Raw genomic sequence first — 26,777 nt, 5'->3', positions numbered from 1 at the left:
CCGACCACCGAAAGGACTCACGAGGCGCGTAGCGCCCTCAGCTGCCGCAGACGAGTTCCGTGGCGTCGAGCGCCGACATCGGCTTCGCAAAGTAATAACCCTGGGCGTAGTGATAGCCGAGCCCGCGAAGAATCTGGAGATGCTCGGCTGTCTCGACGCCTTCGGCGACTGCCGCGACACCGAGTGAGTCGGTCATGGTCAGGAACATCTTGACCAGCGTCGTCGCCTGCTGCGCAGGCAGATTGGCGATGAAGGTTCGATCGATCTTGACGCCGTCCAGGATTCGTTCGGTCGACAGTTCGCCGAGCCGCGCCATGTTCGAGTAGCCGATGCCGTAATCGTCTATGACAACGCCCATTCCGGCGTCGCGCAGCGCTTTGAGGACACCCTGTGTGGTCGGTCCGTCGTCCATCATCGCCGACTCGGTGAGTTCGATCATCACGCAGTCGAGGGGCAGCCCGACCGAAAGGGCGGCGGCAATAATTCGTGACGGCAAGCGCGGATCGTGCAACTGTCTCGCTGCGACGTTGATGCTCACCGAGATCATCCGGCCGCCGAGTCGCCGCGGCCGCCAGTCGTCCGGCACCGAGCGCGGCGTACAGGCGTTCCAGTCGACCGCAGCCCGAAGTGCTTGATGTAGAACGAGATCGAAGAGATCGTCGATGAGGGGACTCGATTCGGCCAAGGCGATGAACTCCTCGGGACTGACCGGGCCCAGATGCGAATCGTTCCACCGGGCAAGCGCTTCGAAGCCGGCGACGGTGTTGCTTTCGAGGTCGTAGATCGGCTGGTACTCGACCTGGATATCGCCGGCATCGATCGCGCGCCGCAGTCGAGTCGTGACGGACAGCCTGCGCGTGGATCCGTCCTTGTCGGAACTGTAGAACTTGTAAGACGCACGGCCGGAACGCTTTGCGGCGTACAGGGCAATGTTGGCATGGGTCAGCAACTCGGCCGTTGTTGCCCCATCCGCCGGCGCCAGCGCCATCCCGATGCTCGCGGTAATGGTGATGTCGAGTTCCGAGCAGACACCGGCGACGTCGACAGAGATTCGCATCGGTCGCGACACGGCGGCGAGAATGGCCTGCGCGGCGAGCGCCGCCTGGGCCGGATGCTGTGTCGGGAGACCGACGATCAACTCGTCGCCACCGAGCCGCCCGATGATCGAACGCGGAGGTAGGGTTTCGCGGATCCGTTCGCCGATGTTGCTCAGCACACGGTCGCCCATGGCGTGGCCGTGTGAATCGTTGATGTGTCGAAACTCGTCGAGATCGATGAGGATCAACGTCAGCGGTACAGCGGTTGCGAGGGCCTCGTCGAGCAGCTTCTCGGTATGAAATCGACTGCTGAGTCCGGTGACGGTGTCGGTCTCGACCAGATGTCGCAAAGCGCGCTCGCTGACGATCTGTGCTGTTATGTCGACACTCAACCCCAAAGTTCCCTCGAGCTCCCCGTTCTCGGAGAACATCGGTTGGTACTGCGTGTCGAACCACAGACCACCCAACTGGACCTGAACACGGAAGTCTTCACCGGCGATGGCTCGCCTGTAGTGGTCGGTGATGTCGGTGCGGTCGCCGTAGATCTCGAAGGTGTTGCTGCCGACGAGTTGGCCGGGTTCGAATCCGAACGTGGCGAGCAGTCCGCCCGTCGACAATCGAATTATCCCCTCGAGATCCATGGCGAAAACCAGAACTGGAGCGGAACGCAGTACGACCGATAGATTCTCGCGGACCTCTCGAACCTGCGATCGATCGATCGTCAGTTGGTCCGGAATGCGAACGAGCTGCGCCGCAGCGGAATCGTCCGTGCGATCGGTGATGAATCCGATAAGCACAATCGTTTCGGTGTCGTCGATACCGATCGATGTGGATTCGATGCGAAATTCGACGGGAAACGTCGTTCCGTCTGCGCGTAGCCCGAAAGATCGAAACCGGTTGCTCGACGGAGCGAGGTTCCCGGCGTACAAGTCGGCTCCCAAGGCCCGGAATTCGGATCTGAGAAACTCGGGAACGATCGTGTCGACGACATCGCGGCCGATCGCATCCGCCTTCGACATTCCGAACATCCGTTCGGCGGCGGGGTTGAAATCCATGATCACGCTGTCGGTCGAGGTGACTACGACAGCGTTGGGCGCGGACCTAACGATCGCACCCGAAATTTCGGTCGACCGGCGACGATCAGTCGATCGCACCGTTCTCCTCCCTGGGCATCAGGCCCCGACGACCATTCCCGAATGTTAGCCCGTTCGAGCGAAAAGTTCCCTCGAGTCGTCCGATTCGGGCCCAGGTACCCACTGTCGGTAACCAATGTGACAAATCGGGCTGAAATTCGAACAGGCTTTGCCTGGAAACGACGCGTAATCGTTGCGTGATCTGTCCCGCGGAGAAAAGCTCGGCGATGTCGAAAAGCGCGAGCGGGTTCCGAGGTATCGGTGTCGATGCACGAACAACACAAAGGAGTCACCATGTCCGACAACACCGCACTCATCACCTCACCCGCCGCGGACCTCGCCGTCTTCGACCGCCTCGTCGGAAGCTGGAGCCTGTCCGGCGGCATCTCCGGCGCAACCCGGTTCGAGTGGCACGAAGGCGGATTCTTCCTCGTCCAGCGAAGCGACATCCACCACGAAGGTCAGACGATTCGGTCTGTCGAGTACATCGGGCACGACCGGAGCTTCGGTGAAGCGCCGAGTGCGGACATCGTGTCGCGCGTGTACACGACTACCGGCGACACACTGACCTACGTCTGGGAATTCGACGGGGTCGAACTCACCATCTGGGGCGGTGAGAAAGGGTCGCCCGCCTACTTCCGTGGTGAGTTCGACTCGTCGGGCGCCGTGTGCAAGGGGGATTGGGTCTGGCCGGGCGGCGGCTACAGCTCGGTGATGACGAGGATAGCGGCGCGCTGACGGCCGCTAGGGCGCTGGTACGCCGGGAGCGCTGCCACCAGGGCCTCCCATCGGACCAGTGCCTGTGCCCGGCGTCGGTGCACCTTCGGTGATCGTGGCGATGGTCGCCGTATCGCCGACGACGGTCGCCCGGATGGTTGCCGTATCGCCGACAGCGATGCTCCCGACCGAAGTGCCTGCATCGAGGACATAGGTCCTGCTGTAGTCGTCGGCACTGGTTGCCGTGACCTCGGTCGCGGAAATCGCTGTGACAGTGCCGGTTTGGGTGAGTTCGGTGCTGAATCCACCGTCTCGGTTCGCGACGACGAATTCGCCGTGCAACGATGCGGCGGCAGAACCGGTGCCCTGCGGCCCGCCTGCGCCGTCGAACATGCCGGGACCACCCATGCCGCCGGGACCTCCGGCGTTGTTGGATGCGCCGCTCGTTGCCGCGTAGATCGCCGCGCCGCCGCCCGCAGCGATCACCGCGGCAACGCCGACGGCAGCGGCGGTCTTGCGGGCGGACCACGTCCCCGGCGTGGGTTGTGGTGCGCCCCAGGTGTGCTCGGTTGTGGTGGCGATCGGCTGGGTATCTGGCTGCGCGGTCACGGGTACTCCTGTGCGAATCGACGTAGGTATCGGAGATGTTGGGGACCACACTTGCGAAGCAAGCTATGTGTGCGCTGTGAGCACGGCCTGAGTCGGCTTAGCCGACCGGTCGAATCGAGACGTTCACAGCTCACTCATAGAAATCGCACAGCAACGACCCATCGCACCTGCACATAATGAGCGTATGCCCGTCGTCGACCGCCAACCGAGTCCGCAGCAACCGAGTCCGACATCGGTGCCCGAGCGCATCGTCATTCGGCGTGCCGACGGCAACCCGGTGAAAGTTCTCGTTGTCGACGACGAACCCGTCCTTGCCGAGATGGTGTCCATGGCGCTCCGATACGAAGGCTGGGACACGACGACGGCAGGTGACGGCGCGACGGCCATCGCCCGGGCACGCGAATCGCGACCCGACGTCGTCGTGCTCGACGTGATGCTGCCGGACATGACCGGACTCGACGTTCTCCGCAAACTGCGCGAACAGATACCGCACCTGCCCGTGCTGCTGTTGACCGCCAAGGACTCCGTCGAAGATCGGATAACGGGCCTCACGGCAGGCGGCGACGATTACGTGACGAAGCCCTTCAGCCTCGAAGAAGTAGTGCTCCGGCTGCGGAGTCTGTTGCGCCGCACCGGCATATCGACCGAAACGAACGCGGCGCAGATCGTTGTGGGCGACCTCGTCCTCGACGAGGACAGTCACGAAGTTGCACGCGACGGCGAACTCATCACGCTGACCTCGACCGAGTTCGAACTACTTCGATTTATGATGACGAATCCGAAGCGGGTTCTCAGCAAGGCGCAGATACTCGATCGGGTCTGGAGCTACGACTTCGGTGGCCGTTCCAACATCGTCGAGCTGTACATCTCCTACCTCCGCAAGAAGATCGACAGTGGCCGTGAGCCGATGATCCACACCATGCGAGGGGCGGGATATGTCCTCAAGCCGGCTCGCTGACCCACGCGCGTGGTCGTTGCGGGCCCGGCTCCTTGTCGGGCAGGTCGCTCTGCTCGCCGTTGTGTGTGTGATCATCGCCGGTGCGACAACCTTTGCGCTGCAGCAGTTTCTGATGCACCAACTCGATGGTCAGCTCACCGACGCCGGGCATCGGTCGGCAGCGATCGACGAGTTTCCGCCACCACCGTTCGACGACATCCGTCGACCACAGGTCTCCGGGCCCGGACCGGATTTTCTCGATGCTCCAGGACAGCCACCGGGAACGGTCGGAGCGATCATCGTCGACGGAAAAGTAACGGACGCTGGAGTTCTCACGACCAGAGGAGCTCGCGCCGCATTCGACGACACCGCAAATGCACAGTTGGTGGACATACCCATCGACGGTGCGCCGCACACCCGTGATCTGGCGGGGCTCGGCGAATACCGATTGATCGCAACGCAAACCCGCAGCGGTGACGTCATAGTCACCGGACTGTCCTTGTCGGACGTCAACGACACCTTGATGACCGTATTGCTGATCTTCGCGGCCGTTGCAGCGCTTGCGCTCGTGCTCGCGGCGACGGCCGGGATCGTGATCATTCGTCGTGCGCTCGCACCGCTCACCCGCGTCGCGGCGACAGCGAGCGATGTCGCCGATCTGCAGCTCGATCGTGGCGAAGTCACACTGCCGGTTCGTGTTCCGCCCGCCTACGCCGATCCGCGGACCGAGGTCGGACGACTCGGGGATGCCTTGAATCGTATGCTCGAACACATTGCGGCCGCGCTGTCGGCGAGGCAGGCGAGCGAGACTAGGGTCCGGCAATTCGTCGCCGACGCAAGCCACGAATTGCGCACACCCCTCAGCGCGATACGCGGCTACGCGGAGTTGGCGCAGCGCGGCCGCGGGGAGGTCCCCGATCAGGTTGCACACGCGATGGGCAGGGTGGAATCGGAAGCCGAGCGGATGACGCGCCTCGTCGAGGATCTGTTGTTGCTCGCGCGCTTGGACTCCGGTCGTCCGCTCGAGGACGAGCAGGTCGACCTCTCGTTGCTGCTTGTCGATACGGTCAGCGACGCGCACATCGCCGGACCCGACCACGTCTGGAACCTCGAGCTCCCAGAGGATCCGGTCGTCGTGGCAGGCGATTCTGCACGTCTGCACCAGGTTCTGGCCAATCTTCTTGCCAATGCCCGAACCCATACCGGCCCGGGCACCGTCGTCACGGCGACGCTTGCGGCCGACCACACGAGTGGCGCCGTATTGACCGTCAGCGACGATGGTCCGGGTATACCGCCCGACCTGCAGCCCGAGATCTTCGAACGTTTTGCCAGAGGGGATTCCTCGCGTTCACGCCGTGCGGGCAGTACCGGGCTCGGCCTCGCCATCGCAACGGCGGTGGTGAAGGCCCACAACGGAACCATTGCCGTGCAGAGCGTGCCGGGACGGACGGAATTCACGGTGCGGCTACCGAATCACAGCTGACGCATAGCTGCGACCGATATTCGGTCAAGGTTCGGAACCGACAATCGACTGATGCCCACAACCATGCTCGAACACGCACGACCGGAATCGACTGCTGCACAGCGAGATATGCGCAGACCGCGCAGAATGCAGCTGGCATACGTCGCACTTCTTCTTGGTACGGCTGTCCTCTACCTGTGGGATCTTTCGGCGAGTGGATGGGCAAATTCGTTCTATTCCGCTGCGGTGCAGGCCGGTTCGCAGAGCTGGAAAGCCCTTCTGTTCGGTTCGAGTGATGGCGCGAATTCGATCACGGTCGACAAGACCCCGGCGGCCCTGTGGGTGATGGGCCTATCGGTTCGAATCTTCGGCTTCAACTCGTGGAGCGTTCTCGTCCCACAGGCGCTCGAAGGAGTTGCCGCCGTTGCGATGCTCGTCGCGACAGTGCGACGCGTCGCCGGCCCTGGTGCAGGACTGATCGCCGGAACCCTGCTCGCGCTCACGCCGGTCGCAGTGCTGATGTTTCGGTTCGACAACCCCGACGCACTGCTCGTTCTGCTACTCGTCGCCGCCGCCTACTGTGTCACCCGAGCGATCGAAAAGGAGTCCAGCGTCTGGTGGCTTCCGCTTGCGGGCGTTGCGGTCGGGTTCGGATTTCTCGCGAAGATGATGCAGGCGTTTCTGGTGCTGCCGGTGTTTGCGCTGGTGCATCTGATTGCCGCACACGCTCCGTTGCGCAAGCGTCTTGTGCACCTGGTCGGGGCGCTGGTCGCTGTTGTCGCCTCCGGTGGTTGGTACATAGCCCTCGTCGCGCTGTGGCCCGCGTCGTCGCGGCCGTACATCGGTGGGTCGCAAGAGAACAATATTCTCGAATTGGCATTGGGCTACAACGGATTGGGTCGGCTGACCGGCAACGAGACAGGTGGGCTCGGCAATCTCAACCACGACGTGGGCTGGGGTCGACTGTTCGGGTCGGAGATGGGGACGCAGATCGCATGGTTGCTGCCCGCGGCTGTGATCGCGATCGGCGCGGGAATGTGGATCACCGGTTCGAAGCCGCGGACCGATCCGCTGCGCGCTGGGATCCTGCTGTGGGGCGGTTGGCTGGCAGTGACAGGCGTCGTTTTCAGCTATATGAACGGGATCGTTCACCCTTATTACACCGTGGCACTAGCGCCTGCGGTGGCAGGCGTCGTCGGTATCGGGTCGGTTCTACTCTGGCAGTGCCGCAACGATATTCGAGCGCGGATCGCACTCGTCGGCATGACCGCGACGACCACCGTGCTCGGTTGTGTCCTGCTCGGTCGCAATGCCGACTGGCAGCCGTGGCTACGGCCGACGATAGCGGTCGTCGGCGTCTTTGCCTCGGTGCTGCTGCTCGTCGTCGACAGACTCTCCGGGCGCGCAGCTCGCGGTGTTGTCGCTGTGGCGCTCGCAGCCTGTCTCGCTGGACCCGCCGCGTACTCCGTTGCGACAGCGTCGACTCCGCACAGCGGCGCGATTCCGTCGGCGGGTCCCAGCAGCGGAGGGCCGGGTGCGGGAGCGATGGGCGGGCTGCTCGGCACCGTCGTGGTCGGCGCTGAACTCACCACGACCCTGAGTAGCAATGCGGACGACTTCACTTGGGCGGCAGCGACTGTCGGGTCCAACAATGCAGCGGGCTACCAGTTGGCGAGCGGTGTTCCTGTCATGGCGGTCGGGGGATTTAACGGCACGGATCCCGCCCCCACCCTCGAACAATTCCGACAATACGTCGCGGATCAGCAGATTCACTATTTCGTCGGCGGGGCCATGGCGTTCGGGCGCGGCGGCGAATCCAGTGGCAGTAAGGAGGCCGCAAACATCGCCGCGTGGGTCGCCGCCAACTACACCGCTCGAACGATCGACGGCGTGGCGGTCTACGACCTGAGCGTGCAAATCGGTTCATAGGTCACGCACAGCTTGTGCAAAAGGCTGACACACACCGCGACGACACGATGAGTGACATGACCACAATCGCCTCCCGCGCCACCTCCGGGCCGGACACGCGCCACGCCCGACCGAACGCCGCGACCATCGCCCGCGAACAGGGCGTACCGGTCCTCGATGTGGTGGTTCCGGTGTACAACGAGCAAGCGGCACTTGCCGATTCGATTCAACGACTGCACGAGCATCTGAGTACACAATTTCCGTACTCGTTTCGTATCACCATCGCGGACAACGCGAGCATCGACGACACGCCGTCGATCGCTGCCGCACTTGCCGCCGAGTTCGCCGAGGTGCGATCGATCCGGCTCGAGCAGAAGGGCCGGGGACGGGCGCTGCACGCGGTGTGGTCCACGTCGGACGCGCCCGTGGTTGCCTACATGGACGTCGACCTATCGACCGACCTGGCGGCGCTCGCCCCGCTGATTGCCCCACTGATCTCCGGCCACTCCGACCTGGCCATCGGCACACGCCTCGGCCGGGGATCGCGGGTAGTCCGTGGCGCCAAGCGTGAGCTGATCTCGCGGTGCTACAACCTCCTCTTGCGTTCGACGCTGTCGGCCAGATTCTCCGATGCCCAGTGCGGTTTCAAGGCCATGCGCGCCGACGTGGCCGAGCACCTGCTTCCGCTCGTCGTCGACACCGGATGGTTCTTCGACACCGAACTGCTGGTACTCGCGGAACGCAGCGGTCTGCGGATCCACGAGGTGCCGGTGGATTGGATAGACGACCCAGACAGTCGGGTCGACATCGTCGCGACCGCAAAGGCCGATCTGGTCGGTATTGCCCGGCTGGTGCGCGGCTTCGCAAGTGGCGCAGTACCGATGAAGGTCCTGACCGCCCAGCTCGTCGCCGCAGGAGCACTCGACCGGCCGACCACCAGACACGGTTCACCGACATTGCTTCGCCAAGCTGTGCGCTTCGGTGCAGTCGGCGTCGTGAGCACCGCGGCGTACCTCCTGCTGTTTCTCCTGCTACACGGAGCCATCGGTGCGCAGGCGGCGAATTTGGTGGCGCTACTGATCACCGCAATTGCCAACACCGCGGCCAACGGCAGGTTCACGTTCGGCGTGCGCGAAAGGGCGGGCGCTGTCAAGCGACAGTTCGAGGGCCTGGTGGTATTCGGCATCGGATTGGCGCTGACGAGCGGCTCACTCGCGTTGCTGCACAGCGTGTCGGAGGCACCGCGATGGGTGGAGCTCGGTGTGCTCGTGCTCGCGAACCTCGTCGCGACGGTCGTCCGCTTCGTCCTACTTCGCGGCTGGGTATTTCATCCACGCCGAACCTCTGAATAACTCTGAGACAACGCAATTCGCAAAGGAACTCCAATGACCATCACTGCCGAACCACCCGCGCGGACCGCGCAGGTGCACCCGACTCCCGACCTGATGTCCCGATTGCCCCGTCTCGTGCGCGGCCCCGCCGACCAGCCCGGTTGGGCACGCCCGGCGTTGCTTGCGCTGTTGGCGGCGACAGCCGCGCTGTATCTGTGGGGTCTGAGCGCCTCCGGCTGGGCGAACGAGTTCTATGCCGCTGCAGTGCAAGCCGGAACCCAGGACTGGAAGGCATTGCTGTTCGGATCACTCGACGCAGGCAACGCCATCACTGTCGACAAGCCGCCTGCGGCGATGTGGGTGATGGGATTGTCCGGCAGGCTGTTCGGATTCAGCTCGTTTTCGATGCTTGCGCCACAAGCTTTGCTCGGCGTCGGGTCGGTCGCACTCGTGTATGCCTCGGTCAAACGTTGGAGCGGGCCTGGCGCCGGTCTGCTTGCAGGCGCGGCCCTGGCGGCGACGCCCGTCGCGGCCTTGATGTTTCGCTTCAACAATCCGGACGCACTACTGGTGTTTCTGCTCGTTCTCGCGGCGTACTGCACGGTGCGGGCGACGGAGAACGGCAGCGTTCGTTGGCTCGCTCTTGCAGGGAGCGCGGTCGGCTTCGCATTTCTGACGAAGATGATGCAGGCCTTCCTTGTCGTCCCCGCATTGGGTCTGGTCTTCCTCGTTGCCGCACCCATCACGTTCTGGCGGCGGATCGGCAGGCTGCTGACTGCTTGCGCAGCGATGATCGTCTCCGGTGGTTGGTTCGTCGCATTGGTCAGCCTGTGGCCCAGTGATTCTCGTCCGTACATCGGCGGCTCTACCGACAATTCGCTGCTCGAACTCGCGCTCGGCGACAACGGTCTCGGACGTGTCGTCGGTGGCTCGGGCAACATGAGTGGGGGAGGCGGTGGCGGCGCAGGATTCGGTGGTGGGACCGGGATCTCGCGACTCTTCGGCGACTCGATAGGTACCGAAATCTCGTGGCTACTGCCTGCCGCGCTGATCGGAGGAGTTGCGGGACTGTGGTTCACGCGGCGGGCGCCGAGGACGGACAAGATCAGGGCGAGTCTGTTGTTATGGGGAAGTTGGCTTTTGGTGACGGGCCTCGTGTTCAGCTACATGCAGGGCATCTTCCATCCGTACTACACGGTCGCGTTGGCCCCGGCGATCGCCGCACTGGTCGGCGTCGCGGTGCGGGAATTGTGGCGCGGCAGAAACTATCTGCCTGCTCGCCTCGCGTTGGGTGCAATGTTGGCAGGCACCGGAATCTGGAGTTTCATCCTCTTGGACCGGACGCCGGACTGGTTTCCCGCGATGCGTTGGGTCATCGTGGTCGCAACCATCGTCATAGCGTCGATACTCGTCGTCGGCGCGCATCAACTCGGCAAGTTCACGGTTGCTGTCGCAATTGCAGGCCTGCTGTTCGGCATCGGCGGGACAGCGGCATACGCCATCGAGACTGCGGCGCAACCACATACGGGTCCGGTTCCCGCATCGGGCCCGAACGCGGGCGGCGGTATGGGAGGTCCGGGCGGAATGACGCCTCCGAGCGGGATGGAAGCTCCGAGCGGCATGGGGACCCCTGGTGGCGCGACGACAGACTCTGCTGAACTCGAAGCGTTGTTGGAGGAAACCGACACCCGCTGGGCCGCAGCGACGATCGGTGCCATGTCGGCAAGCAGTCTCGAATTGAGCACGGGCACAGCCATCATCGCGATCGGTGGGTTCAGTGGCTCGGACAATTCTCCGACGCTGGAGCAGTTCAAGGCCTACGTTGCCGATCACAACATCAGCTACTTCGTCGCGGACAACGGCGGCATGGGCGGGGGACCCGGCGGCGGATCGGGCGCTTCGGCCGAGATCAAGGCCTGGGTGGAGGCGAACTTCACCGCAACCACGGTTGGTGGATCGACGGTGTACGACCTGACCGGGGCATAGCTCGCCGAACGGGCTCTCAGCGTCGCGATCCGGCGCTGGGGGGCTCGACTTTGTGCGACCTCGCACGCCGGTTACCGACCTCACATGGCTGATCAGGCGTGTGAGGTCGGTAATGCATTGGCGACGTTGGCGTGGAGCGGGATTCCGGCGCGGGGTGCTCGCCTTCTTCACCTTGCACCGAAAGGCGAAGGCGGTCGTCGAAACGGACGAGGTTGCGCTCAGCCGTTCTTGAACGGATTGAACGTACGGCCGAGGACGTACTGCAGGCTGAACGGCACCGGACGCATACTGTTGGAAATCAGTTTGTTGACGGTGCCGGGCACGCAGACCGGTTTGCCCTTCGACACAGCGCTCCAGCCCTCGCGCACAACGTCTTCCGGTTCCTGCCACAGGATCGCAGGCAGCTTGGAGGCGGTGTCGCGAGTGCCCATCGTGTCGTGGAACTCGCTATGGGTGAATCCCGGGCACAGCGCAGTGACGTTGATGCCGTCGGGCTTCAACTCCGTATCGAGTGACTGCGACATGTTGAGCACGTAACTCTTGATGCCAGTGTACAGCAAGCTCGCACCGGGAGGCGAGAAGGCCGCGACCGAAGACAGATTGACGATCCGGCCCCAACCGCGCTCGCGCATCCCGGGAATGACGAGGTGCGCGAGTTCGGTCACGGCGGTGACCATCAGTTGGATCTCGCCTGCCAGTGTCTCCCAGGATGTTTCGGCAAACGCGGTCTTGCCGGACAGTCCGGCATTGTTGATGAGGACGTCGATGTGGATGCCTTGCTCACGGGCGAAGTCGACGATCGCTCGGGGAGCGGTGGGGTCGGTGAGGTCGGCGGAGAACACGTCACAGCGGATCGTGTCGTCGCGTAGCTCCGCAGCAAGGTCTTCCAGCTTTTCGGCCCGGCGAGCGACGAGCAGCAGCGAAAAGCCCTCCGCCGCAAGGTGCCTGGCGAACGCAGCGCCGATGCCGGCAGAGGCGCCGGTGATGAGTGCTGTGCGAGTTGTCATCTATTGTCTCCATTGTCGTTGGCGGCGAGTGCAGGTATCTCGCGCGGTCCTGGTACGAAGCCTTGTCGTGCTTTGCCGATATCGCCGCGATAGGGGTGGACGGGTCCCTCCAGAACGAACGGCAGCGGAACCAGCCGTTGTGCGTCGGTGAGGCCCCAGGTGCCGATGCCGAGGTAGGTCCCGGTATCGAACCGCCGCACCTCGTCGACCATGTTGATGTCACCGCAGAACGAGTGGAACGCCCGGTAGATCAGGTGGTATGCCGGACGGCCGTCGAATCGTGAAGGCGCGATTACGGTGTGCATCGGAAACCGCTGAACGACGCGGCCGAGTTGCCGAAACGTGTTGTAGCCACGACCGGTTTCGGGATCGATGGGGCGAAATGCTTTTGCCAGCCAAGGAAACGCGGGGTTGGCCACGGAGATCGCACCTGTCACCGTCGCGAAAACAGAGGGCTGGCGCAGTAGGCGGGCCGTGTACTCACCATGAAGGTCGGCCACAGACGGACATTCGAGACCCGCGAAGGTTTCCAACAACTCTGTGGTCGACAGAGTCCCAAGCAGTTCGTGCGTCGTCACGATCGTTCCTTCGTCTGACACCGGTATCTTGAATACGATTCAAGAACGTTTCTCGACCGTAGCCCATTCTTGATCGCCATTCAAGATAAGCTCGTCACGATGCCACGGAACAAGCGCCCACAGGATCGTGAGGAGAAGACTGCCGAAATCGTCGCGGTCGCACGTCGGCTCTTCCTGGAGGAGGGCTACGAGGCGACGGCAATGAGCAAGCTTGCCGCCGGTGCAGGCATCGCGGCCAACACGATCTACTGGTACTTCCGCGACAAGGACGACGTTCTGCTCGCGGTGCTCGACGCCGTGCTGGCCGACGCGTGGCAGGCCTACGTCACGACTGCGCCGACGCAACTCGCGGATCGATTGCTGTGGTTGGTCGAGAGGCTGGACGAAACCAGCAAGTTGATCACGACCGTGCATTCCCGGATCGCTGTGTCGGCGTCGATCGATGCCTGGCACGACGGGTTCCACGGCATGAGCGAGGCGGTCCTGCGCGGAGAGCTGAATGCGATCGGCGTCGTCGAATCAGAACTCGACGCGGTCGTGAAGATCTGGGTCTTCACCGTCGAAGGCCTACTTGTGCATCAATTCGACCAGAACCAGCGCCGGGCGATCTGTGAGTCGCTTGTTCGCCAGTTGCCCATGACGCAGTGAGCGCTCAGCTGGTCGAGTACGGCGGATTCGAGTGCAGGCGAACGAGGGCCGCGAAGATCTCGCGCCAGCCGACCATCCCGATGACATTTCCGCCGTCGACGACGGGTATCGAGCGCAACCGCTTTTCCAGCATCTGATCGACGATCTCGGACAGTCGTGCCGCCGGACCGACCGAGGTGGCCGGCTCGGCGAAATGGAACACCGCCGCCGTCATCCGCTTCGACAGCGTGATGTCACTCCAGGTGAAACGCCCCGACCACAACCCGAGCATTTCTGCCTTCGCAACGGACTCCTCGGTCACCAGTGCGATCAACGTCCCGTCCGTGCTCACCACGGGAAGGGTCGCGACGCCGCTCGCGAGTATGGTCTCGAGGACCTCGCTGAGTCGCGCACCGTCTCGAAGGGTCACAACGGGACTTGTCATCAGATCGAGTGCGCGGATGGATTCGACTTCGGGGTCGTTTCGCATCGGAAACTCGAATGCCGGCATGGATTTCATGGTCTCCACTCAATCGGGTTTGGTACCTGAGAATACCCGCTCGTGTGACATGACAACAGCTACTAGAGCACTCGTTTGATGGGACTTTGGTCCCTAATCGAAGGGACCAAACGCGATCTGTCGGTTACATCAACGGTGCAGCCCACACCAGGTGCACCCCGGCCGCGGGTATCGAATGCACGGTGAGCGAACCCTGCGCCTCTCGCGCGCGCGATTCGAGATTGCGCAATCCACTGCGGGTGACATGTGTCGGCAGGCCGCCGCCGTTGTCGGTGACTTCGATCGTCAGATCGTCGTCGACGGTGATGTTGACCGACACCGTCGTCGCCCACGAATGCCGGACAGCGTTGCTGACGGCCTCCCGGACAACAGCCTCGGCGTGATCGGCAAGGGCGTGCTCGACGACCGAAAGCGGACCCGTGACGTGAAAGCTGGTCTTGATCGTCGAATTGCTCGTCTGCTGCGCGATCGCAAGCTCCAGCCGCTCGCGTAGTCGCGCGAACCCTGCCACGCCGACCTGCAGTCCGAATATCGCAGTCCTTATGTCCTGCACCACTTCCTGCAGCGAGTCGACGGTATCGGTCAGCCGTTGCCTTACCTCAGGCACCACTGCGCGAGCGATCGTGCCCTGCAGCGAAAGGCCGACCGCGAACAGCCGCTGGATGACGTGGTCGTGCAGGTCGCGGGCAATTCGGTCGCGGTCGGTGACGATGTCGAGTTCGCGAATGTGTCGTTGCGCCGACGCCAGCTGCAGTGCCAGTGCCGCCTGGTCGGCGAATGCGGCCATCATTTCGAGCTGATCCTCGGTGAACGGTCGAGCGCCTGCCTTGCGCAGAACGACCACGATCCCGATGACCGTCTCGCTGGTCCGCAGCGGCAAGACGAGTGCGGGTCCCGTGTGCTCGACCAGAACCGGATTTGCGGCCTCGAAACGTTCGTAGCGCAGCGGTATCCGTTCGCGATACGAACGGCCGAGGGGAGTGCCTACCAGCAGTAACGGTGTTTGCTGAATGCGCTCGCAATCGTCGCCGGTCGCCTCGGTGACGATCAGCTCGGCGGCGGGGAGATTGGGGTCCTCGGGCACCGCGAGAAAGGACGTGTCCGCGTCGGTGAGTGTCTTTGCCTTCTCGGTGATCAATCGAAAGACCGACGGTGGATCCGCACCGGCGAGCAAGGCGGTTGCGATGTCCCGCGTCGCTTCGATCCAGGATTCACGGGTCCGCGCTCGCTCGTAGAGTCTGGCGTTTTCGATCGCAATGCCCGCGGCGGCCGCCAGCGCTTCGACGAGTAATTCGTCCTCGGCGGTGAACGAATGGCCGTCGGCCTTCTCTGTCAGATAGAGGTTGCCGAAGACTTCCGCGTGCACCCTGACGGGAACGCCGAGAAAAGTCCGCATCGGCGGGTGGTTCGCGGGGAATCCGACGGAAGCGGGATGCTGCGCGAGGTCACCGAGCCGCAGCGGCTCCGGCTGTTCGATCAACTGCCCGAGGACGCCGTGCCCAGCAGGTAGGGGGCCGATCAGGTCGCGAGTCGGCTCGTTTATGCCTTCGTAGAGAAACTCTGACAGTTCGTCTCCTGGACCACGGACGCCGAGCGCGCCGTAGCGAGCATCGACCAGGCCGATTGCCGTGTGCACGATCGTGCGCAGTGTGGCATCGAGATCGAGGCCCGAGGTCACCGTGAGCATCGCCTCGACCAGCCCGTCGACACGATCGCGAGGCGGGCTTGGCCGGCGTTGGGGACTGCCCGGCATCAGGACTGCTGGACCTGCCGACGAAGTTCGGACGCGAAAACGGCAGCCTGCGTTCGACGTTCCATGCCGAGTTTTGCGAGCAAGCGGGAGACGTAGTTTTTGACAGTCTTTTCCGCAAGGAACATGTGACCGGCGATCTGCCGATTGGTCAGGCCGTCTGCGAGCAGGTCGAGCAGGTTGCGCTCGCGATCGGTCAAGCCTGCGAGTGGACCGTTCTTGGTGTCGGCGTGGGTGCGCAGCCGCATCATCAGTGCGGCCGCGGCACGGTTGTCGAGCAACGACTTACCGGAGCCGACGTCTTTGATGGCCTTGGCGAGTTCCATACCTTTGATGTCTTTGACGACGTACCCGCTTGCGCCGGCGAGGATCGCGTTGAGCATGGCCTCTTCGTCGGTGAACGATGTCAAGATCAGGCAGCGCAGATCGGGGAGTTGGGAGAGCAGATCGCGGCAGAGTTCGATGCCGCTGCCGTCGGGTAGTCGGACGTCGAGCACGGCAACGTCCGGGCTGAGCGCCGGAATTCGTGCCATTGCTTCGGAAACGTCTGCTGCTTCGCCGATCACCTCCAGCGCCGGATCGCTGGAAAGTAGGTCGACCAAGCCGCGTCTGACGACTTCGTGATCGTCCACGAGAAATACCCTGATCATCGCCGGTGAACCCCGCTTCATCGTTGGACCTGCGTCCAGGTTAGCCCGCTGATGGTCGCGGGAATACCCGAATCATCCCTGGATGCAGGTGACCAAAGGCCCTAGCTATCGGCACGGGTTTCAGTTTCGCACCTGATTCGAATCGACCGCGCGCGCAACAAGTTCGCGAAGTGCAGGACTGGACGACGCTCTGACTAACGCGCAGTCCGACAGCGAGGCGGCGGCCCCGAAATCGATTGTCATGTCAACTGATTCGGCGAGGCGATACGGCTGACTCTCGATCACCGCACCGAGCGTGCGACGCAGTCGAGATACTTCGGCACGCACCGTGACGACATGTTCGGCGTCGCCGTAGATCGCCTGACTCATGGCAGCCGCGGTGACGCCCTGTGGTCCGGACAGGTTGAGCAGTAGCAGTATTTCGGCATGCCGCGACGTCAACGCGCTCCGCCACTGCGCGTCCGCACCGGTGAGTTCGACGGCAGGCGTCCCCGTCAGATCGAGCCGAATGGTCAGTCGGGTGTTGTCGCCTGCAGGTCGGATCAGCCAGCCGTCGGAGATCCGCTCCGGCATACACAGACCGAGGCCGGGCACCGCAAGCGCACGCTCGGATCGCGGAACTGCGATACGGGCGCGGCTCGTCACGCCCGACGTATGCGCGACCCAGCCGTGTTCGTCGACGAGAAGCAGCGGTCCGCGGACCGACGCAAGCAGTGGTGCTGCCGCGGTCCGGAGCCGGTCGAGCCGGTGTTCGTGATGTCTCCACAGTTGCGACTCCGCGAGTCGGACCCCGGTTTCGACAAGCGCGGTGATCGTGGGGTGCAGCGTCAACGCCGGACCGCTCACATCGACGATGCCGAGCAGTTCGCCGGTGCGCGGATCGTGGATCGGTGCCGCTGTGCAATACCAGGGGTGCTGTGACTGCTCGAAGTGCTCGGCCGAAAACAGTTGCACAGGAGCGCTTTCGGCCAGCGCGGTGCCGATCGCATTGGTGCCGACCCGCGCCTCCGTCCACTCGGCTCCCTCGCTGAAGCCGAGACTGTCCGCACGGCGGCGGACGTTCGCCGCACCCATACGCCACAGGATGACGCCCTCGGCATCGGTGACGACCAGAAGTAATTGGGACACGTCGGCGACCGCCGAAATCACCTGTTCCAACTCGTCGATGACACTCGACAGCGGCGATCGGCGGCGGCGGCGCTGTACCTCGTCGACCGACATCGGGTCGCGCACGTTGCTGCCGTCGGGATCGAGTCCGGATTCGAGCACCCGCGACCACGAGCGAGCGACGATGTCGCGTGGTCGCATACCCGAGCGGCTGCCCGCGATGACGGCGTCGTGCATCCGACTCAGCTCACGCGCGTATCGCGGCAGGTCGGTGCCTGGCGTGATCGCGCTGAAATTGCTCACGGCTGCTCTCTGTCGGGTACTCACTGCGAGCATAGGCGGGCTTTTGTGTCCTCCGCCACACCGCCGCGGCCGTGCAACCCGATGCAACCCTTGTCGCGATTGCAGCAGAAGCGTGTGCTGTGAGTCACAACGATCAGTCACAAAGATCACAAGGAGTTGCGATGACCCGAACACTCGAACGAGAGACCTACAGCCTGCCGCAGGGACCACAGGAACGGGTCGACGCTTGGCTCGCGGGGTTCGAAGCCGCGCTCGCTGCACGCGACATCGACGCTGCGGCCGGAATGTTCGCCACAGCTAGTTTCTGGCGCGACCTCGTCTCCTTCACCTGGAATCTCAAGACGGTCGAAGGGCGCGAGGGCGTCGCCGAGATGCTTACCGAGCGGCTCGCCGACACCGACCCCAGCGGCTTCCGAACGACCGAAACCCCGACCGAGGACGGCGGCGTCACCGCGGCGTGGATTGCGTTCGAGACTTCCGTCGGGCGGGGTACCGGCCATCTGCGACTCAACGACGAAGGCGCGTGGACGTTGCTCACCGCGATGCAGGAACTGAAGGGGCACGAGGAAGGTAAAGGTACGAGCCGCCCGCGAGGTGTGCAGCACGGCGCCGACCCCAACCGCGTGACCTGGTCGGAGCAGCGGGCCAACGAAGAAGCCGAACTCGGGTACACCCGCCAGCCCTACGTCGTCATCGTCGGCGGTGGCCAGGGCGGGATCGCGCTCGGCGCCCGGATGCGCCAACTCGGCGTTCCCGCGATCGTCGTCGACCGGCAAGCCCGACCGGGCGATCAGTGGCGCAATCGCTACAAGTCGCTGTGCCTGCACGATCCCGTCTGGTACGACCACCTGCCCTACATGCCGTTCCCGGAGAACTGGCCGGTGTTCGCGCCGAAAGACAAGATCGGCGACTGGCTCGAGATGTACACGAAGGTTATGGAGGTGCCGTACTGGAGTTCCACGACCTGCAAATCCGCGACCTACGACGAAGCCGCCGAAGAGTGGACCGTCGTCGTCGACCGCGCGGGCGAAGAGGTCACGCTACGACCGAAACAACTTGTGCTTGCAACGGGTATGTCGGGCAAGCCGAATGTTCCCACCTTCCCGGGCCAGGACAAATTCCAAGGCGAGCAACATCATTCGAGTCACCACCCCGGACCGGACCGGTATGCCGGCAAGAAGGTCGTCGTGATCGGAGCCAACAACTCCAGCCACGACATCTGTGGCGCGCTGTGGGAGGCGGGCGCCGACGTGACGATGGTGCAGCGGTCTTCGACGCACATCGTCAAGTCGGATTCGCTGATGGATCTCGGTCTCGGCGATCTGTATTCGGAGCGTGCACTCGCGGCAGGCATGACGACGCAGAAGGCAGATCTGACCTTCGCATCGCTGCCGTACCGGATCATGCACGAGTTCCAGATTCCCGTGTACGACGCAATTCGGGAGCGCGACAAGGACTTCTACGACCGGCTCGAGGCGGCCGGCTTCGATCACGACTGGGGTGACGACGGTTCGGGGCTGTTCATGAAGTATCTGCGGCGTGGGTCGGGCTACTACATCGACGTCGGTGCCGCGGAGCTCGTCGCGAACGGCGACATCAAGCTCGCGCACGGTCAGGTCCGTGAATTGACCGAGCACGGTGTGATTCTCGCCGACGGCACCGAACTGGAGGCCGACCTCGTCGTCTATGCGACCGGCTACGGCTCGATGAACGGGTGGGCCGCCGATCTGATCGGACAGGATGTCGCCGACAAGGTCGGCAAATGCTGGGGACTCGGCTCCGACACCACCAAGGACCCTGGACCGTGGGAAGGCGAGCAGCGCAACATGTGGAAGCCGACCCAGCAACCCGGCCTGTGGTTCCACGGCGGGAATCTGCACCAGTCGCGGCACTATTCGCTGTATCTGGCCCTCCAGCTCAAGGCACGCTACGAGGACATCCCGACGCCCGTCTACGGACTGCAGAAGGTGCATCACCTGAGATGAGGTCTGCACGTCTTGCTACAAATTTGCTGCAGTTTGCATCGCGGTGGGGCAGAGTAGATGTCATGACGAGCCCTAAGGTTCCCAATCCGTCGGACATCCTCGCCGCGGCGCAGGCTGCAGTGGAGGCCGCGCAGGCCGTCGCCGCGAGCGCATTCGACACCGCCATTCGTACACCGCAGGCATCGGTACATCTGGCGGCGCAGATGCCGGACCTGATCGACAATCTCGCCAACGCGGTCGAACGCCTCAACAGGACGCTCGATCGGCTGGATCGGACTCTCGCACTTGCCGATCCGCTGTTCGCAACGCTCGACCAGATCATGCCTCGGCTCGAGCAGTTGGCGGGCGTCGCCGAAGATGTCCGCAAGCTGGTCGCGCGGCTTCCCGGTGTCGACACGCTCGGGCGAATCACCGGCGTGCATTTCGACGAGGAGCCGCCGGCGCCGACTCCGAAGCCGCGGCGACGCTAGCGAGAATCTAGGTTGGTGCCGAACCGTTTCGTGGCATCGAACCGTTGGTCGACACGGAGTGCGCGGGCGACTCGATGGTCGCTGTGAGGGTTACCAGAAATCGACCGTGATGTGCGTTGCCCGTCAACGGCACGGAACCGTTCGGCAGCACCGTGACGGCGTGCCGAGATGTGCGAGTACCCCTGTGGGCCTCTCGCCGTTCTTGCCGTCGGCCGCGTTGATCTCGGCGCTCCGAGCAAGCGACGCCAACACATCGGGCACATCGTGTTCCGAGCCGGCGACTCCCGCAGCGGTGAACGTGCGGCGTGGGCTATGGGCGGGTTGCGGCGCAGGTCTGGGTGTCGCAACCGGAGGATCGTCGCCGACCAGCGCTCGGGCCATCCGCACGGCGCGATCGTGAATGTTGTTGAACGACTCCACCGCAGCGAAGGACAAGGCTCGGAGCCGATCGTCGAAACCGAGCAGTTCCTTCGCTGACGGCAGCGGCCATTCGATGGCAGTGCCCCCGAGTTGCGGCCATTCCGGCTGTAGTTGCAACCACGTACTCAATTCAGCGGTCGGGGTATCGGCAGACCTGCGGCGACGCGACGTGGTTGCCTCGACTCCGTCGGACCAGACGCCGAACGCGAGGTCCGGCCAGGCCTCTTCGTCCCACGCGATTGCCCCGACCTCGGCGGCGAGGAATACCGCTCGGCACGCTTGACTCGGCTCCTCGAGGCCACCCAGCAACCCGAGCTGGTCCGCTGCCGCGACCATGCCGAGACGCGTTGGTTCCAGCGTGAGGAGTGGGAGAGTCATCGGGGTCCACCATACGCACCGGCGCTCAGGTCGTCGTTTCCGTACGTATCGTGAGCGCGCAAGGTTGCGACAGCTTTGAGCACCATCTCCTGGTACTCGTCCTCGGCGTCGGAATCGAGCACGATGGCTCCTCCCGCGCCGATCCGCCATTCGCCGTCCGTGAGCACGGCGGTCCGGATGACGACATTGAGGTCCGCTGTTCCGTCGAGTCCGAGGAAGCCGATCGCGCCCGAGTAGATGCCGCGCGCCTCCGTCTCCAGGCCGTCGATGATCTCCATCGTTCGCAGCTTCGGTGCACCGGTCATCGAACCGCCGGGAAAACAGGCTTCGACACAATCGACGACGTCGACATCCCGGCGCAACGTCCCGCGCACTGTCGACACCAGTTGGTGCATGGTCCGGTAGGTCTCGGTGACCATCAACTTGGGAACGTGCACGCTACCGATCTCGCACACCTTGCCGAGGTCGTTGCGCAGCAGATCGACGATCATCAGGTTCTCGGCGCGCGTCTTACTGCTCGATGCCAGTTCGTCGCGTAGCCGGTCGTCGTCGAAGGTGGTGGCACCGCGCGCTGCCGTACCTTTGATCGGTTTGCTCTCGACCGTTCGATTGCGGTCGACCTTGAGGAAACGTTCGGGCGACGAGCACGCTACTTCGCAGCCCGCCAGGCGGAGATACGCGCCGTACGGTGCCGGGTTGCAGCGGCGAAGTACGCGATACAGGTCTAGCCCGTTGCCGGTGGCAGGCACGCGAGAACTGTTCGTCAGGCACACCTCGTACGATTCGCCTGCTCGCAGCTTCTCCTGACAGATCGCGATGTCTGCGAGGTAGCGGGAATGGTCGCGCACGAGCGTCTGCTCTGCGGCCGCGACGTCGACGGACCGGGACAGCCCCGTCGGCTCCAGCCAGGTCGGTACCGTCGCCAACAGCGCGCGTGTCTCCGACAGCCACTGTTGCGCTGCCGCGGACCCTGCGCTGCCGCTGTCGCCACCGTCGTCGAGCGCAAGCAGATAGGTCGCGTTGTCCTCGTGGTCGACAGCGATCATGCGGTCGGCGAAGATCCACTGCGAGTCCGGAGTGTCGGCGCGGTGCTGCCCCGCCGGACCGACATCGGCGCGGAGTTCGTAGCCGAAATAGCCGACGTAGCCACAGGTGAAGTCGAACGGTAGGCCGGTCGGCTTTCCGATCCGCCGTTGCCGCAGATAGTCGAAGACGGTCCCTGCGACGGTTGTGCGACCGGCTGTGGTCTCGACGCTCACACTCCCGTCGCCGACGTCGTAGCGAACCAGTTCGGCAAGCGGTCCGGAAGCGTCGCCGAGGAAGGAGAATCGATCCAACCCGGGTTCGACGTGTTCGCTGTCGAGCCAAAATGCATGTGCGGCAGCAGAATACAGGCGAAGAAACGCGCCCTCGGTTTCGACGGCGCGGTCTATGACCGCGACGTTGAGTCGGTAAGCAGACGCGTGCGGATGCGGAATCAGCACCGGCGCAATTTGTTCGGGACGAATGGCGATCGAAGGTCGGGTGACTCGTCGCGTGCGAGTCAGGTCAGCGAAGTTGCGCAGCAACGTCGTTCCGTGTTCCGACGCGACCGACTCGGGATGAAACTGCACGCCCCAGCGAGGCTTGGTGCGGTGCCGGAGAGCCATAACTACGCCGTCCGGTGCCCAGGCCGTCGCTTCGAGCGAATCCGGAAGCGGGACGGCTGCCGCGAGCGAGTGATACCGAACGACCGAAAAGTCTTGGGGGAGTTCGGCAAACAGTTCGGTGCCGGTGTGGTGAATCCGTTCGATGTAACCGTGGCGCGGGGTCGGCGCGGCGGCAACGGTGCCGCCCTCGTCGACCACGATGCCCTGATGGCCGAGGCAGACGCCGAGCAGGGGTAGGTCGGCGTAGCGGATGAGGTCGGCCGAGACGCCGAAATCTCTTGGTACCGAGGGGTGTCCGGGTCCCGGTGAGATGACGATGTTGTCGTAGGCGGCGAGACCGAGCGCCGCGATACCGTCGACTTCGTCGTTGCGCACGACAACCGGCTCGGTGCCGTTCACGACACTGAGCAGCTGGAACAGGTTGTACGTGAACGAGTCGTAGTTGTCGATCAGCAGCGTCCGCAATGGCTCACTCATCTTCTTCGGTGACTGTCGAATTTTCGCAGACTCCACCGGTGGGCTCGCCGTGGCGTCCTGCACAATGGCCTGATGCCCGATGTAGTGCAGCCGACCAACGTCGATCCGAGCCTCGTCGACTTCGCCGTCGTCGGTGATTGGATGGAGTCGCAAGGTCTGGAAACCGGACCGTTCACCGACGTCGCAACGATCGGCGGCGGGACACAGAACGTCCTGCTGCGGTTCACCCGAGGCGGGCGGGAGTTCGTTCTGCGTAGACCGCCGCGGCACCTGAGGGCGAAGAGCAACGAGGTCTTGCGCCGCGAGTCACGTTTGCTCGCGGCCCTCAACGACACCGCTGTTCCCGCACCCGGGCTCATCGCGGCATGCACCGACGAGACCGTTCTCGGCGGCGCGGTGTTCTACCTGATGGAACCCATCGAGGGATTCAGCCCGGCGGTCGGGTTGCCGGATCTGCATGCCTCCGATGCGTCGATCCGACACGGGATGGGACTGTCCGCCGCAGCGGCGCTCGCACAACTCGGCAACATCGACTACGAGGCGATCGGGCTCGGCGACTACGGCCGACCCGATGGCTTCCTGGAACGCCAGGTGCCGAGGTGGCTGTCGGAGTTGGAGTCCTACAGTCGCAACGACGGCTATCCGGGTCCGGACATCCCAGGGGTCGACAAGGTCGCCGCGTGGCTTGAACAGCACCGCCCGGCGCAGTGGACGCCTGGCATCCTGCACGGCGACTGCCACCTCGCCAACATGATGTTCCGCTACGACGGACCCGAACTTGCGGCGTTGGTCGACTGGGAGATGTCGACGATCGGCGATCCGCTCCTCGATCTCGGTTGGTTGCTCGCAACGTGGCCCGACGGGTCGGAGTTGAATGCCCTTGTCGGTGCGCTCTCGACTGCAGGCGGTCTGGCGACACCGGCCGAATTGATCGCGCACTACGGCGAGCATTCCGATCGTGACCTTGGCGCCGTCTCCTGGTACACCGTGCTTGCCTGTTTCAAGCTGGGCATCGTGCTCGAAGGTACGCATGCACGCGCCTGTGCAGGAAAGGCACCGAAGCCGGTCGGCGATCTGTTGCACTCGATGACGGTCCGGCTGTTCGAGAAGGCAGCTGCCCTGCTGGAGTAAGGCGGTTTGTCTCGATATCGTCGTTGGCTGGCCGATTGTTGATGGCGCGGCAATGGAGTCGAAATCTATTCTGTGCCAATGGCTATCGTTCCCGAAACCAAAGACTGGACCTGGGTCCTCGAGCGTCCGTGCCCGGAATGTTCCTTCGATCCCGCCTCGACTGCCTACGATTCGATTCCGGAGTTGTTGCGCCGCAACGCCGCTGCCTGGCCCGCGGTGCTCGCTCGCCCCGATGTCCGTGAGCGGCCGAACGATTCGACGTGGTCGCCGTTGGAGTATGCCGCACACGTTCGCGACGTCTTCCGCCTGTTTCCCGAGCGATTGGCCTTGCTGCTCACCGAGGACGATCCGCTCTTCGCCAACTGGGATCAGGATGCGACCGCCGTTGCCGAGCGCTACGACCTGCAGGATCCCGCCGTTGTTGCCGACGAATTGACGGCGGCCGCGGAGGTTGCCGCGACGGCGTTCGGCGGCGTCGCACCGGAACTGAGGGACCGATCCGCGCGTCGCAGCGACGGTGCACACTTCACCGCCGAGTCCCTCGCCCGCTACTTCGTGCACGACCCGATCCACCATTTGCACGATGTCGGGGAGTCGCCCTAGAACGTGTTTCAGTTTTGACGTAATGTGTGAGCGGTCACATGGTGGCTCATGCATACGAGAGGCTGGACGGAATGAAAACCAAGGGCGCTGTTCTGTGGGGGCTCGGCGAGCAGTGGTCGGTCGAGGAAATCGAAATCGGCGAGCCGGTCGCCGGCGAAGTGCAGATCCAGCTCGAAGCCGCTGGAATGTGCCACTCGGATCACCACATCGTCACCGGAGCGACGCCGATGCCGTCGTTCCCCGTGATGGGCGGGCACGAAGGCGCCGGCGTCATCACCAAACTCGGGCCGGGGGTGCCCGCGGACCTCGCGATCGGCGATCACGTTGTGCTGTCGTTCATTCCGGCGTGCGGACGCTGTCCCGCGTGTGTGAGTGGCCAGATGGCACTGTGCGACCTCGGCGCCGGACTGCTGTCCGGCCTCGCGATCAGCGACGGCACCTATCGAATTCAGGCCCGCGGCCAGAACGTCATCCCGATGTGCTTGCTCGGCACGTTCTCGCCGTACATGACCGTCCATCACACGTCGGTCGTGAAAATCGATCCGACGGTTCCCTTCGAGGTCGCGTGCCTCGTCGGCTGTGGCGTTCCGACCGGATTCGGCTCTGCGACGAACGTCGCCAACGTGATGCCGGGCGATACAACCGTGATCGTCGGTATCGGTGGTGTCGGGATGAGCGCACTGCAGGGTGCCGTGCTGTCCGGTGCCACGAACGTCATCGCCATCGACCCGCTGCCGTGGAAACGGGAGATGGCCATGAAATTCGGCGCGACGCACACGTTCGAGAACGTCGAATCGGCGATCGTCCCCGTCATGGAGTTGACCGAGGGGCGGATGGCGGAGAAGTCGATCATCACGGTCGGCGAGATGAAGGGCGAACTGGTCGAGCCGACGTTGACGCTGACAAGCAAGGCGGGCACCTGCGTCGTCACGGCCATGGGCCACATGATCGATTTCGACGTCAAGCAGAACAACTTCCTGCTCGCAATGCTGCAGAAGCGTGTGCAGGGCGCCATCTTCGGAGGTGGCAACGCGCGCAAGGACATTCCTCGACTGCTGCGCCTGTACAAGTCGGGTCAGCTCAATCTCGACGACATGATCACCAGGACCTACTCCCTCGACGAGATCAACGAGGGCTACAAGGACATGCTCGAAGGTCGCAACATCCGCGGTGTCATCAAGTACACGGACGCTGACCGGTAGCGCTCACGCCGCGACGACGGGCTTCGGCGAAGACAGAACCTTGGTGAGCCCGACACCGACGACGATCAAGGCGATGCCGACCCACACCGGCACGTCGCCGACGAACAGCGCGATGATGCCCGCTACCGCGATCAGCGGCGTGATCTGAGCGAAGAAGGCCGTGATCGGTGGTGGGGGAGTAGTCGACTCGCCCGCCGCGATCGCGCCTTGGGCTTCGACGCGTGCCGGGTACCAGAGTGTGAACTGCACAGCGATCAGGAGAGCCGCGGTCTGAATGACCCAGCCTGTCCAGATGTTGTTCGAGTTGCCCAAGACGGCATCGCCGTACCAACCTGACGCAGCCTCGACGATGAAGGCGAGCGCCCATGCCCCGGTGATGATGTAGTTCGCCCGCAGGAATTGCGGTGTGTCCCAGTACTCTTCGGGAGTTTCCTCTTTGGCGTACGCCAACGTGAACGGTTTGCGGATCAGAATCGAGCCAACCGCAATCACCACAAGGGCAAGATTGGCTATTTCGCCGCCCCACAACTCCAGCCACTCGCGTTGGCCGTCCGTTGCCACCGCGACGAAAAGTGCCACCCCGCCGAAGAATACGACGTCGGCGTATTCGAGCAGCTTGGGTGCGCTACCCCGGAGCCAGTTGATCAACAAAATGGCCAGCGCAACACCGAAGGCTAGAGATGCGGACAGTTCGAGTCTGCCCTTGCCCTCGACGAGGCTGTAGACGATCCACGGCGCAAGTCCTGCAATGGGATTGGCAAGAACTTTGTCGATCACAGTACCCACGGTTTTCACGAAAG

Annotated in this window: 23 protein-coding genes; 12 read left to right on the top strand and 11 right to left on the bottom strand. The window is 63.7% G+C overall.

Going from position 1 to position 26,777, the window contains the following annotated elements:
- Positions 1 to 37 precede the first annotated feature (37 nt).
- Positions 38 to 2,191 (bottom strand): sensor domain-containing protein, encoded by a 2,154-nt coding sequence (locus tag ACHIRB_RS06645; RefSeq protein WP_395123729.1) that lies wholly within the window; start codon positions 2,189 to 2,191, stop codon positions 38 to 40.
- A gap of 273 nt (positions 2,192 to 2,464) precedes the next feature.
- On the opposite strand from ACHIRB_RS06645, the gene ACHIRB_RS06640 reads away from it, so the two are divergent.
- On the top strand, positions 2,465 to 2,908 hold the full coding sequence (locus tag ACHIRB_RS06640) for a hypothetical protein (protein WP_395113749.1): 444 nt from the start codon (positions 2,465 to 2,467) through the stop codon (positions 2,906 to 2,908).
- Positions 2,909 to 2,914: 6 nt separating this feature from the next.
- Here ACHIRB_RS06640 and ACHIRB_RS06635 read toward each other — a convergent pair whose 3' ends face one another.
- On the bottom strand, positions 2,915 to 3,496 hold the full coding sequence (locus ACHIRB_RS06635; protein ID WP_395113750.1) for a hypothetical protein: 582 nt from the start codon (positions 3,494 to 3,496) through the stop codon (positions 2,915 to 2,917).
- A gap of 253 nt (positions 3,497 to 3,749) precedes the next feature.
- Here ACHIRB_RS06635 and ACHIRB_RS06630 point away from each other — a divergent pair, with 253 nt between their 5' ends.
- The 5 genes from ACHIRB_RS06630 (at position 3,750) to ACHIRB_RS06610 (ending at position 11,120) form a co-directional block, all read left to right on the top strand.
- Positions 3,750 to 4,454: a response regulator transcription factor gene (locus tag ACHIRB_RS06630; protein WP_395113852.1), complete on the top strand. Its 705-nt coding sequence runs from the start codon at positions 3,750 to 3,752 to the stop codon at positions 4,452 to 4,454.
- Positions 4,432 to 5,916, top strand: a complete 1,485-nt coding sequence (locus ACHIRB_RS06625) for a sensor histidine kinase (RefSeq protein WP_395113751.1) — start codon at positions 4,432 to 4,434, stop codon at positions 5,914 to 5,916. Before ACHIRB_RS06630 ends, ACHIRB_RS06625 begins: the two co-directional genes overlap by 23 nt.
- A gap of 108 nt (positions 5,917 to 6,024) precedes the next feature.
- Positions 6,025 to 7,824, top strand: a complete 1,800-nt coding sequence (locus tag ACHIRB_RS06620) for an ArnT family glycosyltransferase (RefSeq protein ID WP_395123748.1) — start codon at positions 6,025 to 6,027, stop codon at positions 7,822 to 7,824.
- A 47-nt stretch (positions 7,825 to 7,871) separates the two neighbouring features.
- The gene (locus ACHIRB_RS06615) at positions 7,872 to 9,155 is read left to right on the top strand and encodes a glycosyltransferase (protein ID WP_395123730.1); all 1,284 of its coding nucleotides are present in this window, start codon (positions 7,872 to 7,874) and stop codon (positions 9,153 to 9,155) included.
- Between the two features lie 33 nt (positions 9,156 to 9,188).
- The gene (locus ACHIRB_RS06610) at positions 9,189 to 11,120 is read left to right on the top strand and encodes an ArnT family glycosyltransferase (protein ID WP_395123731.1); all 1,932 of its coding nucleotides are present in this window, start codon (positions 9,189 to 9,191) and stop codon (positions 11,118 to 11,120) included.
- A gap of 218 nt (positions 11,121 to 11,338) precedes the next feature.
- Here the strand turns inward: ACHIRB_RS06610 and ACHIRB_RS06605 are convergent, their stop codons facing one another.
- Together ACHIRB_RS06605 and ACHIRB_RS06600 are read right to left on the bottom strand one after the other, a co-directional pair.
- Positions 11,339 to 12,127, bottom strand: coding sequence for an SDR family NAD(P)-dependent oxidoreductase (locus ACHIRB_RS06605; protein WP_395123732.1), 789 nt, complete (start codon positions 12,125 to 12,127; stop codon positions 11,339 to 11,341).
- Positions 12,124 to 12,705, bottom strand: coding sequence for a hypothetical protein (locus ACHIRB_RS06600; RefSeq protein ID WP_395123733.1), 582 nt, complete (start codon positions 12,703 to 12,705; stop codon positions 12,124 to 12,126). The genes ACHIRB_RS06605 and ACHIRB_RS06600 overlap by 4 nt, the downstream gene beginning before the upstream one ends.
- A 99-nt stretch (positions 12,706 to 12,804) precedes the next feature.
- Between ACHIRB_RS06600 and ACHIRB_RS06595 the strand changes: the two genes are divergently transcribed.
- Positions 12,805 to 13,353, top strand: a complete 549-nt coding sequence (locus tag ACHIRB_RS06595; RefSeq protein WP_395113756.1) for a TetR/AcrR family transcriptional regulator — start codon at positions 12,805 to 12,807, stop codon at positions 13,351 to 13,353.
- A gap of 4 nt (positions 13,354 to 13,357) precedes the next feature.
- Here the strand turns inward: ACHIRB_RS06595 and ACHIRB_RS06590 are convergent, their stop codons facing one another.
- The 4 genes from ACHIRB_RS06590 to ACHIRB_RS06575 form a co-directional block, all read right to left on the bottom strand.
- The gene (locus ACHIRB_RS06590; protein WP_395123734.1) at positions 13,358 to 13,843 is read right to left on the bottom strand and encodes a CBS domain-containing protein; all 486 of its coding nucleotides are present in this window, start codon (positions 13,841 to 13,843) and stop codon (positions 13,358 to 13,360) included.
- A 133-nt stretch (positions 13,844 to 13,976) separates the two neighbouring features.
- On the bottom strand, positions 13,977 to 15,605 hold the full coding sequence (locus ACHIRB_RS06585; protein WP_395123735.1) for a GAF domain-containing sensor histidine kinase: 1,629 nt from the start codon (positions 15,603 to 15,605) through the stop codon (positions 13,977 to 13,979).
- Entirely contained in the window at positions 15,605 to 16,252 is a 648-nt protein-coding gene (locus ACHIRB_RS06580; RefSeq protein WP_199707358.1) for a response regulator, read from the bottom strand. The genes ACHIRB_RS06585 and ACHIRB_RS06580 overlap by 1 nt, the downstream gene beginning before the upstream one ends.
- Before the next feature lie 120 nt (positions 16,253 to 16,372).
- Positions 16,373 to 17,662, bottom strand: a complete 1,290-nt coding sequence (locus ACHIRB_RS06575) for a helix-turn-helix domain-containing protein (RefSeq protein WP_395123736.1) — start codon at positions 17,660 to 17,662, stop codon at positions 16,373 to 16,375.
- A gap of 161 nt (positions 17,663 to 17,823) precedes the next feature.
- On the opposite strand from ACHIRB_RS06575, the gene ACHIRB_RS06570 reads away from it, so the two are divergent.
- Both ACHIRB_RS06570 and ACHIRB_RS06565 read left to right on the top strand, forming a co-directional pair.
- On the top strand, positions 17,824 to 19,647 hold the full coding sequence (locus ACHIRB_RS06570; RefSeq protein ID WP_395113760.1) for an NAD(P)-binding domain-containing protein: 1,824 nt from the start codon (positions 17,824 to 17,826) through the stop codon (positions 19,645 to 19,647).
- A 62-nt stretch (positions 19,648 to 19,709) separates the two neighbouring features.
- A complete protein-coding gene (locus ACHIRB_RS06565; protein ID WP_199706993.1) occupies positions 19,710 to 20,117 on the top strand; it encodes a hypothetical protein in 408 nt (135 codons plus the stop codon).
- Between the two features lie 123 nt (positions 20,118 to 20,240).
- On the opposite strand, the gene ACHIRB_RS06560 is transcribed toward ACHIRB_RS06565, so the two are convergent.
- On the bottom strand, positions 20,241 to 20,915 hold the full coding sequence (locus tag ACHIRB_RS06560; RefSeq protein ID WP_395113762.1) for a hypothetical protein: 675 nt from the start codon (positions 20,913 to 20,915) through the stop codon (positions 20,241 to 20,243).
- Positions 20,912 to 23,041, bottom strand: a complete 2,130-nt coding sequence (gene pabB, locus ACHIRB_RS06555; protein ID WP_395113763.1) for an aminodeoxychorismate synthase component I — start codon at positions 23,039 to 23,041, stop codon at positions 20,912 to 20,914. The genes ACHIRB_RS06560 and pabB overlap by 4 nt, the downstream gene beginning before the upstream one ends.
- A 72-nt stretch (positions 23,042 to 23,113) precedes the next feature.
- Between pabB and ACHIRB_RS06550 the strand changes: the two genes are divergently transcribed.
- From ACHIRB_RS06550 to ACHIRB_RS06540, 3 genes are all read left to right on the top strand, one after another.
- On the top strand, positions 23,114 to 24,172 hold the full coding sequence (locus ACHIRB_RS06550; RefSeq protein ID WP_395113764.1) for a phosphotransferase family protein: 1,059 nt from the start codon (positions 23,114 to 23,116) through the stop codon (positions 24,170 to 24,172).
- A gap of 78 nt (positions 24,173 to 24,250) precedes the next feature.
- Positions 24,251 to 24,775 carry a DinB family protein gene (locus ACHIRB_RS06545; RefSeq protein WP_395113765.1) on the top strand — a complete coding sequence of 175 codons (525 nt, stop codon included), beginning with the start codon at positions 24,251 to 24,253 and terminating at the stop codon, positions 24,773 to 24,775.
- Between the two features lie 71 nt (positions 24,776 to 24,846).
- Complete coding sequence (locus ACHIRB_RS06540; RefSeq protein ID WP_199706988.1) at positions 24,847 to 25,977, top strand: NDMA-dependent alcohol dehydrogenase; 1,131 nt, start codon at positions 24,847 to 24,849, stop codon at positions 25,975 to 25,977.
- A 3-nt stretch (positions 25,978 to 25,980) separates the two neighbouring features.
- On the opposite strand, the gene ACHIRB_RS06535 is transcribed toward ACHIRB_RS06540, so the two are convergent.
- Positions 25,981 to 26,772 carry a hypothetical protein gene (locus ACHIRB_RS06535; RefSeq protein ID WP_395123737.1) on the bottom strand — a complete coding sequence of 264 codons (792 nt, stop codon included), beginning with the start codon at positions 26,770 to 26,772 and terminating at the stop codon, positions 25,981 to 25,983.
- Between the last annotated feature and the right edge of the window lie 5 nt (positions 26,773 to 26,777).

Origin of the sequence: Antrihabitans spumae, assembly GCF_043944905.1 — a bacterium.
Classification (GTDB): Bacteria; Actinomycetota; Actinomycetes; order Mycobacteriales; family Mycobacteriaceae; genus Antrihabitans; species Antrihabitans spumae.
Note: the sequence above shows the minus strand (reverse complement) of the source record. Positions and strands in the feature narration are given on the sequence as shown.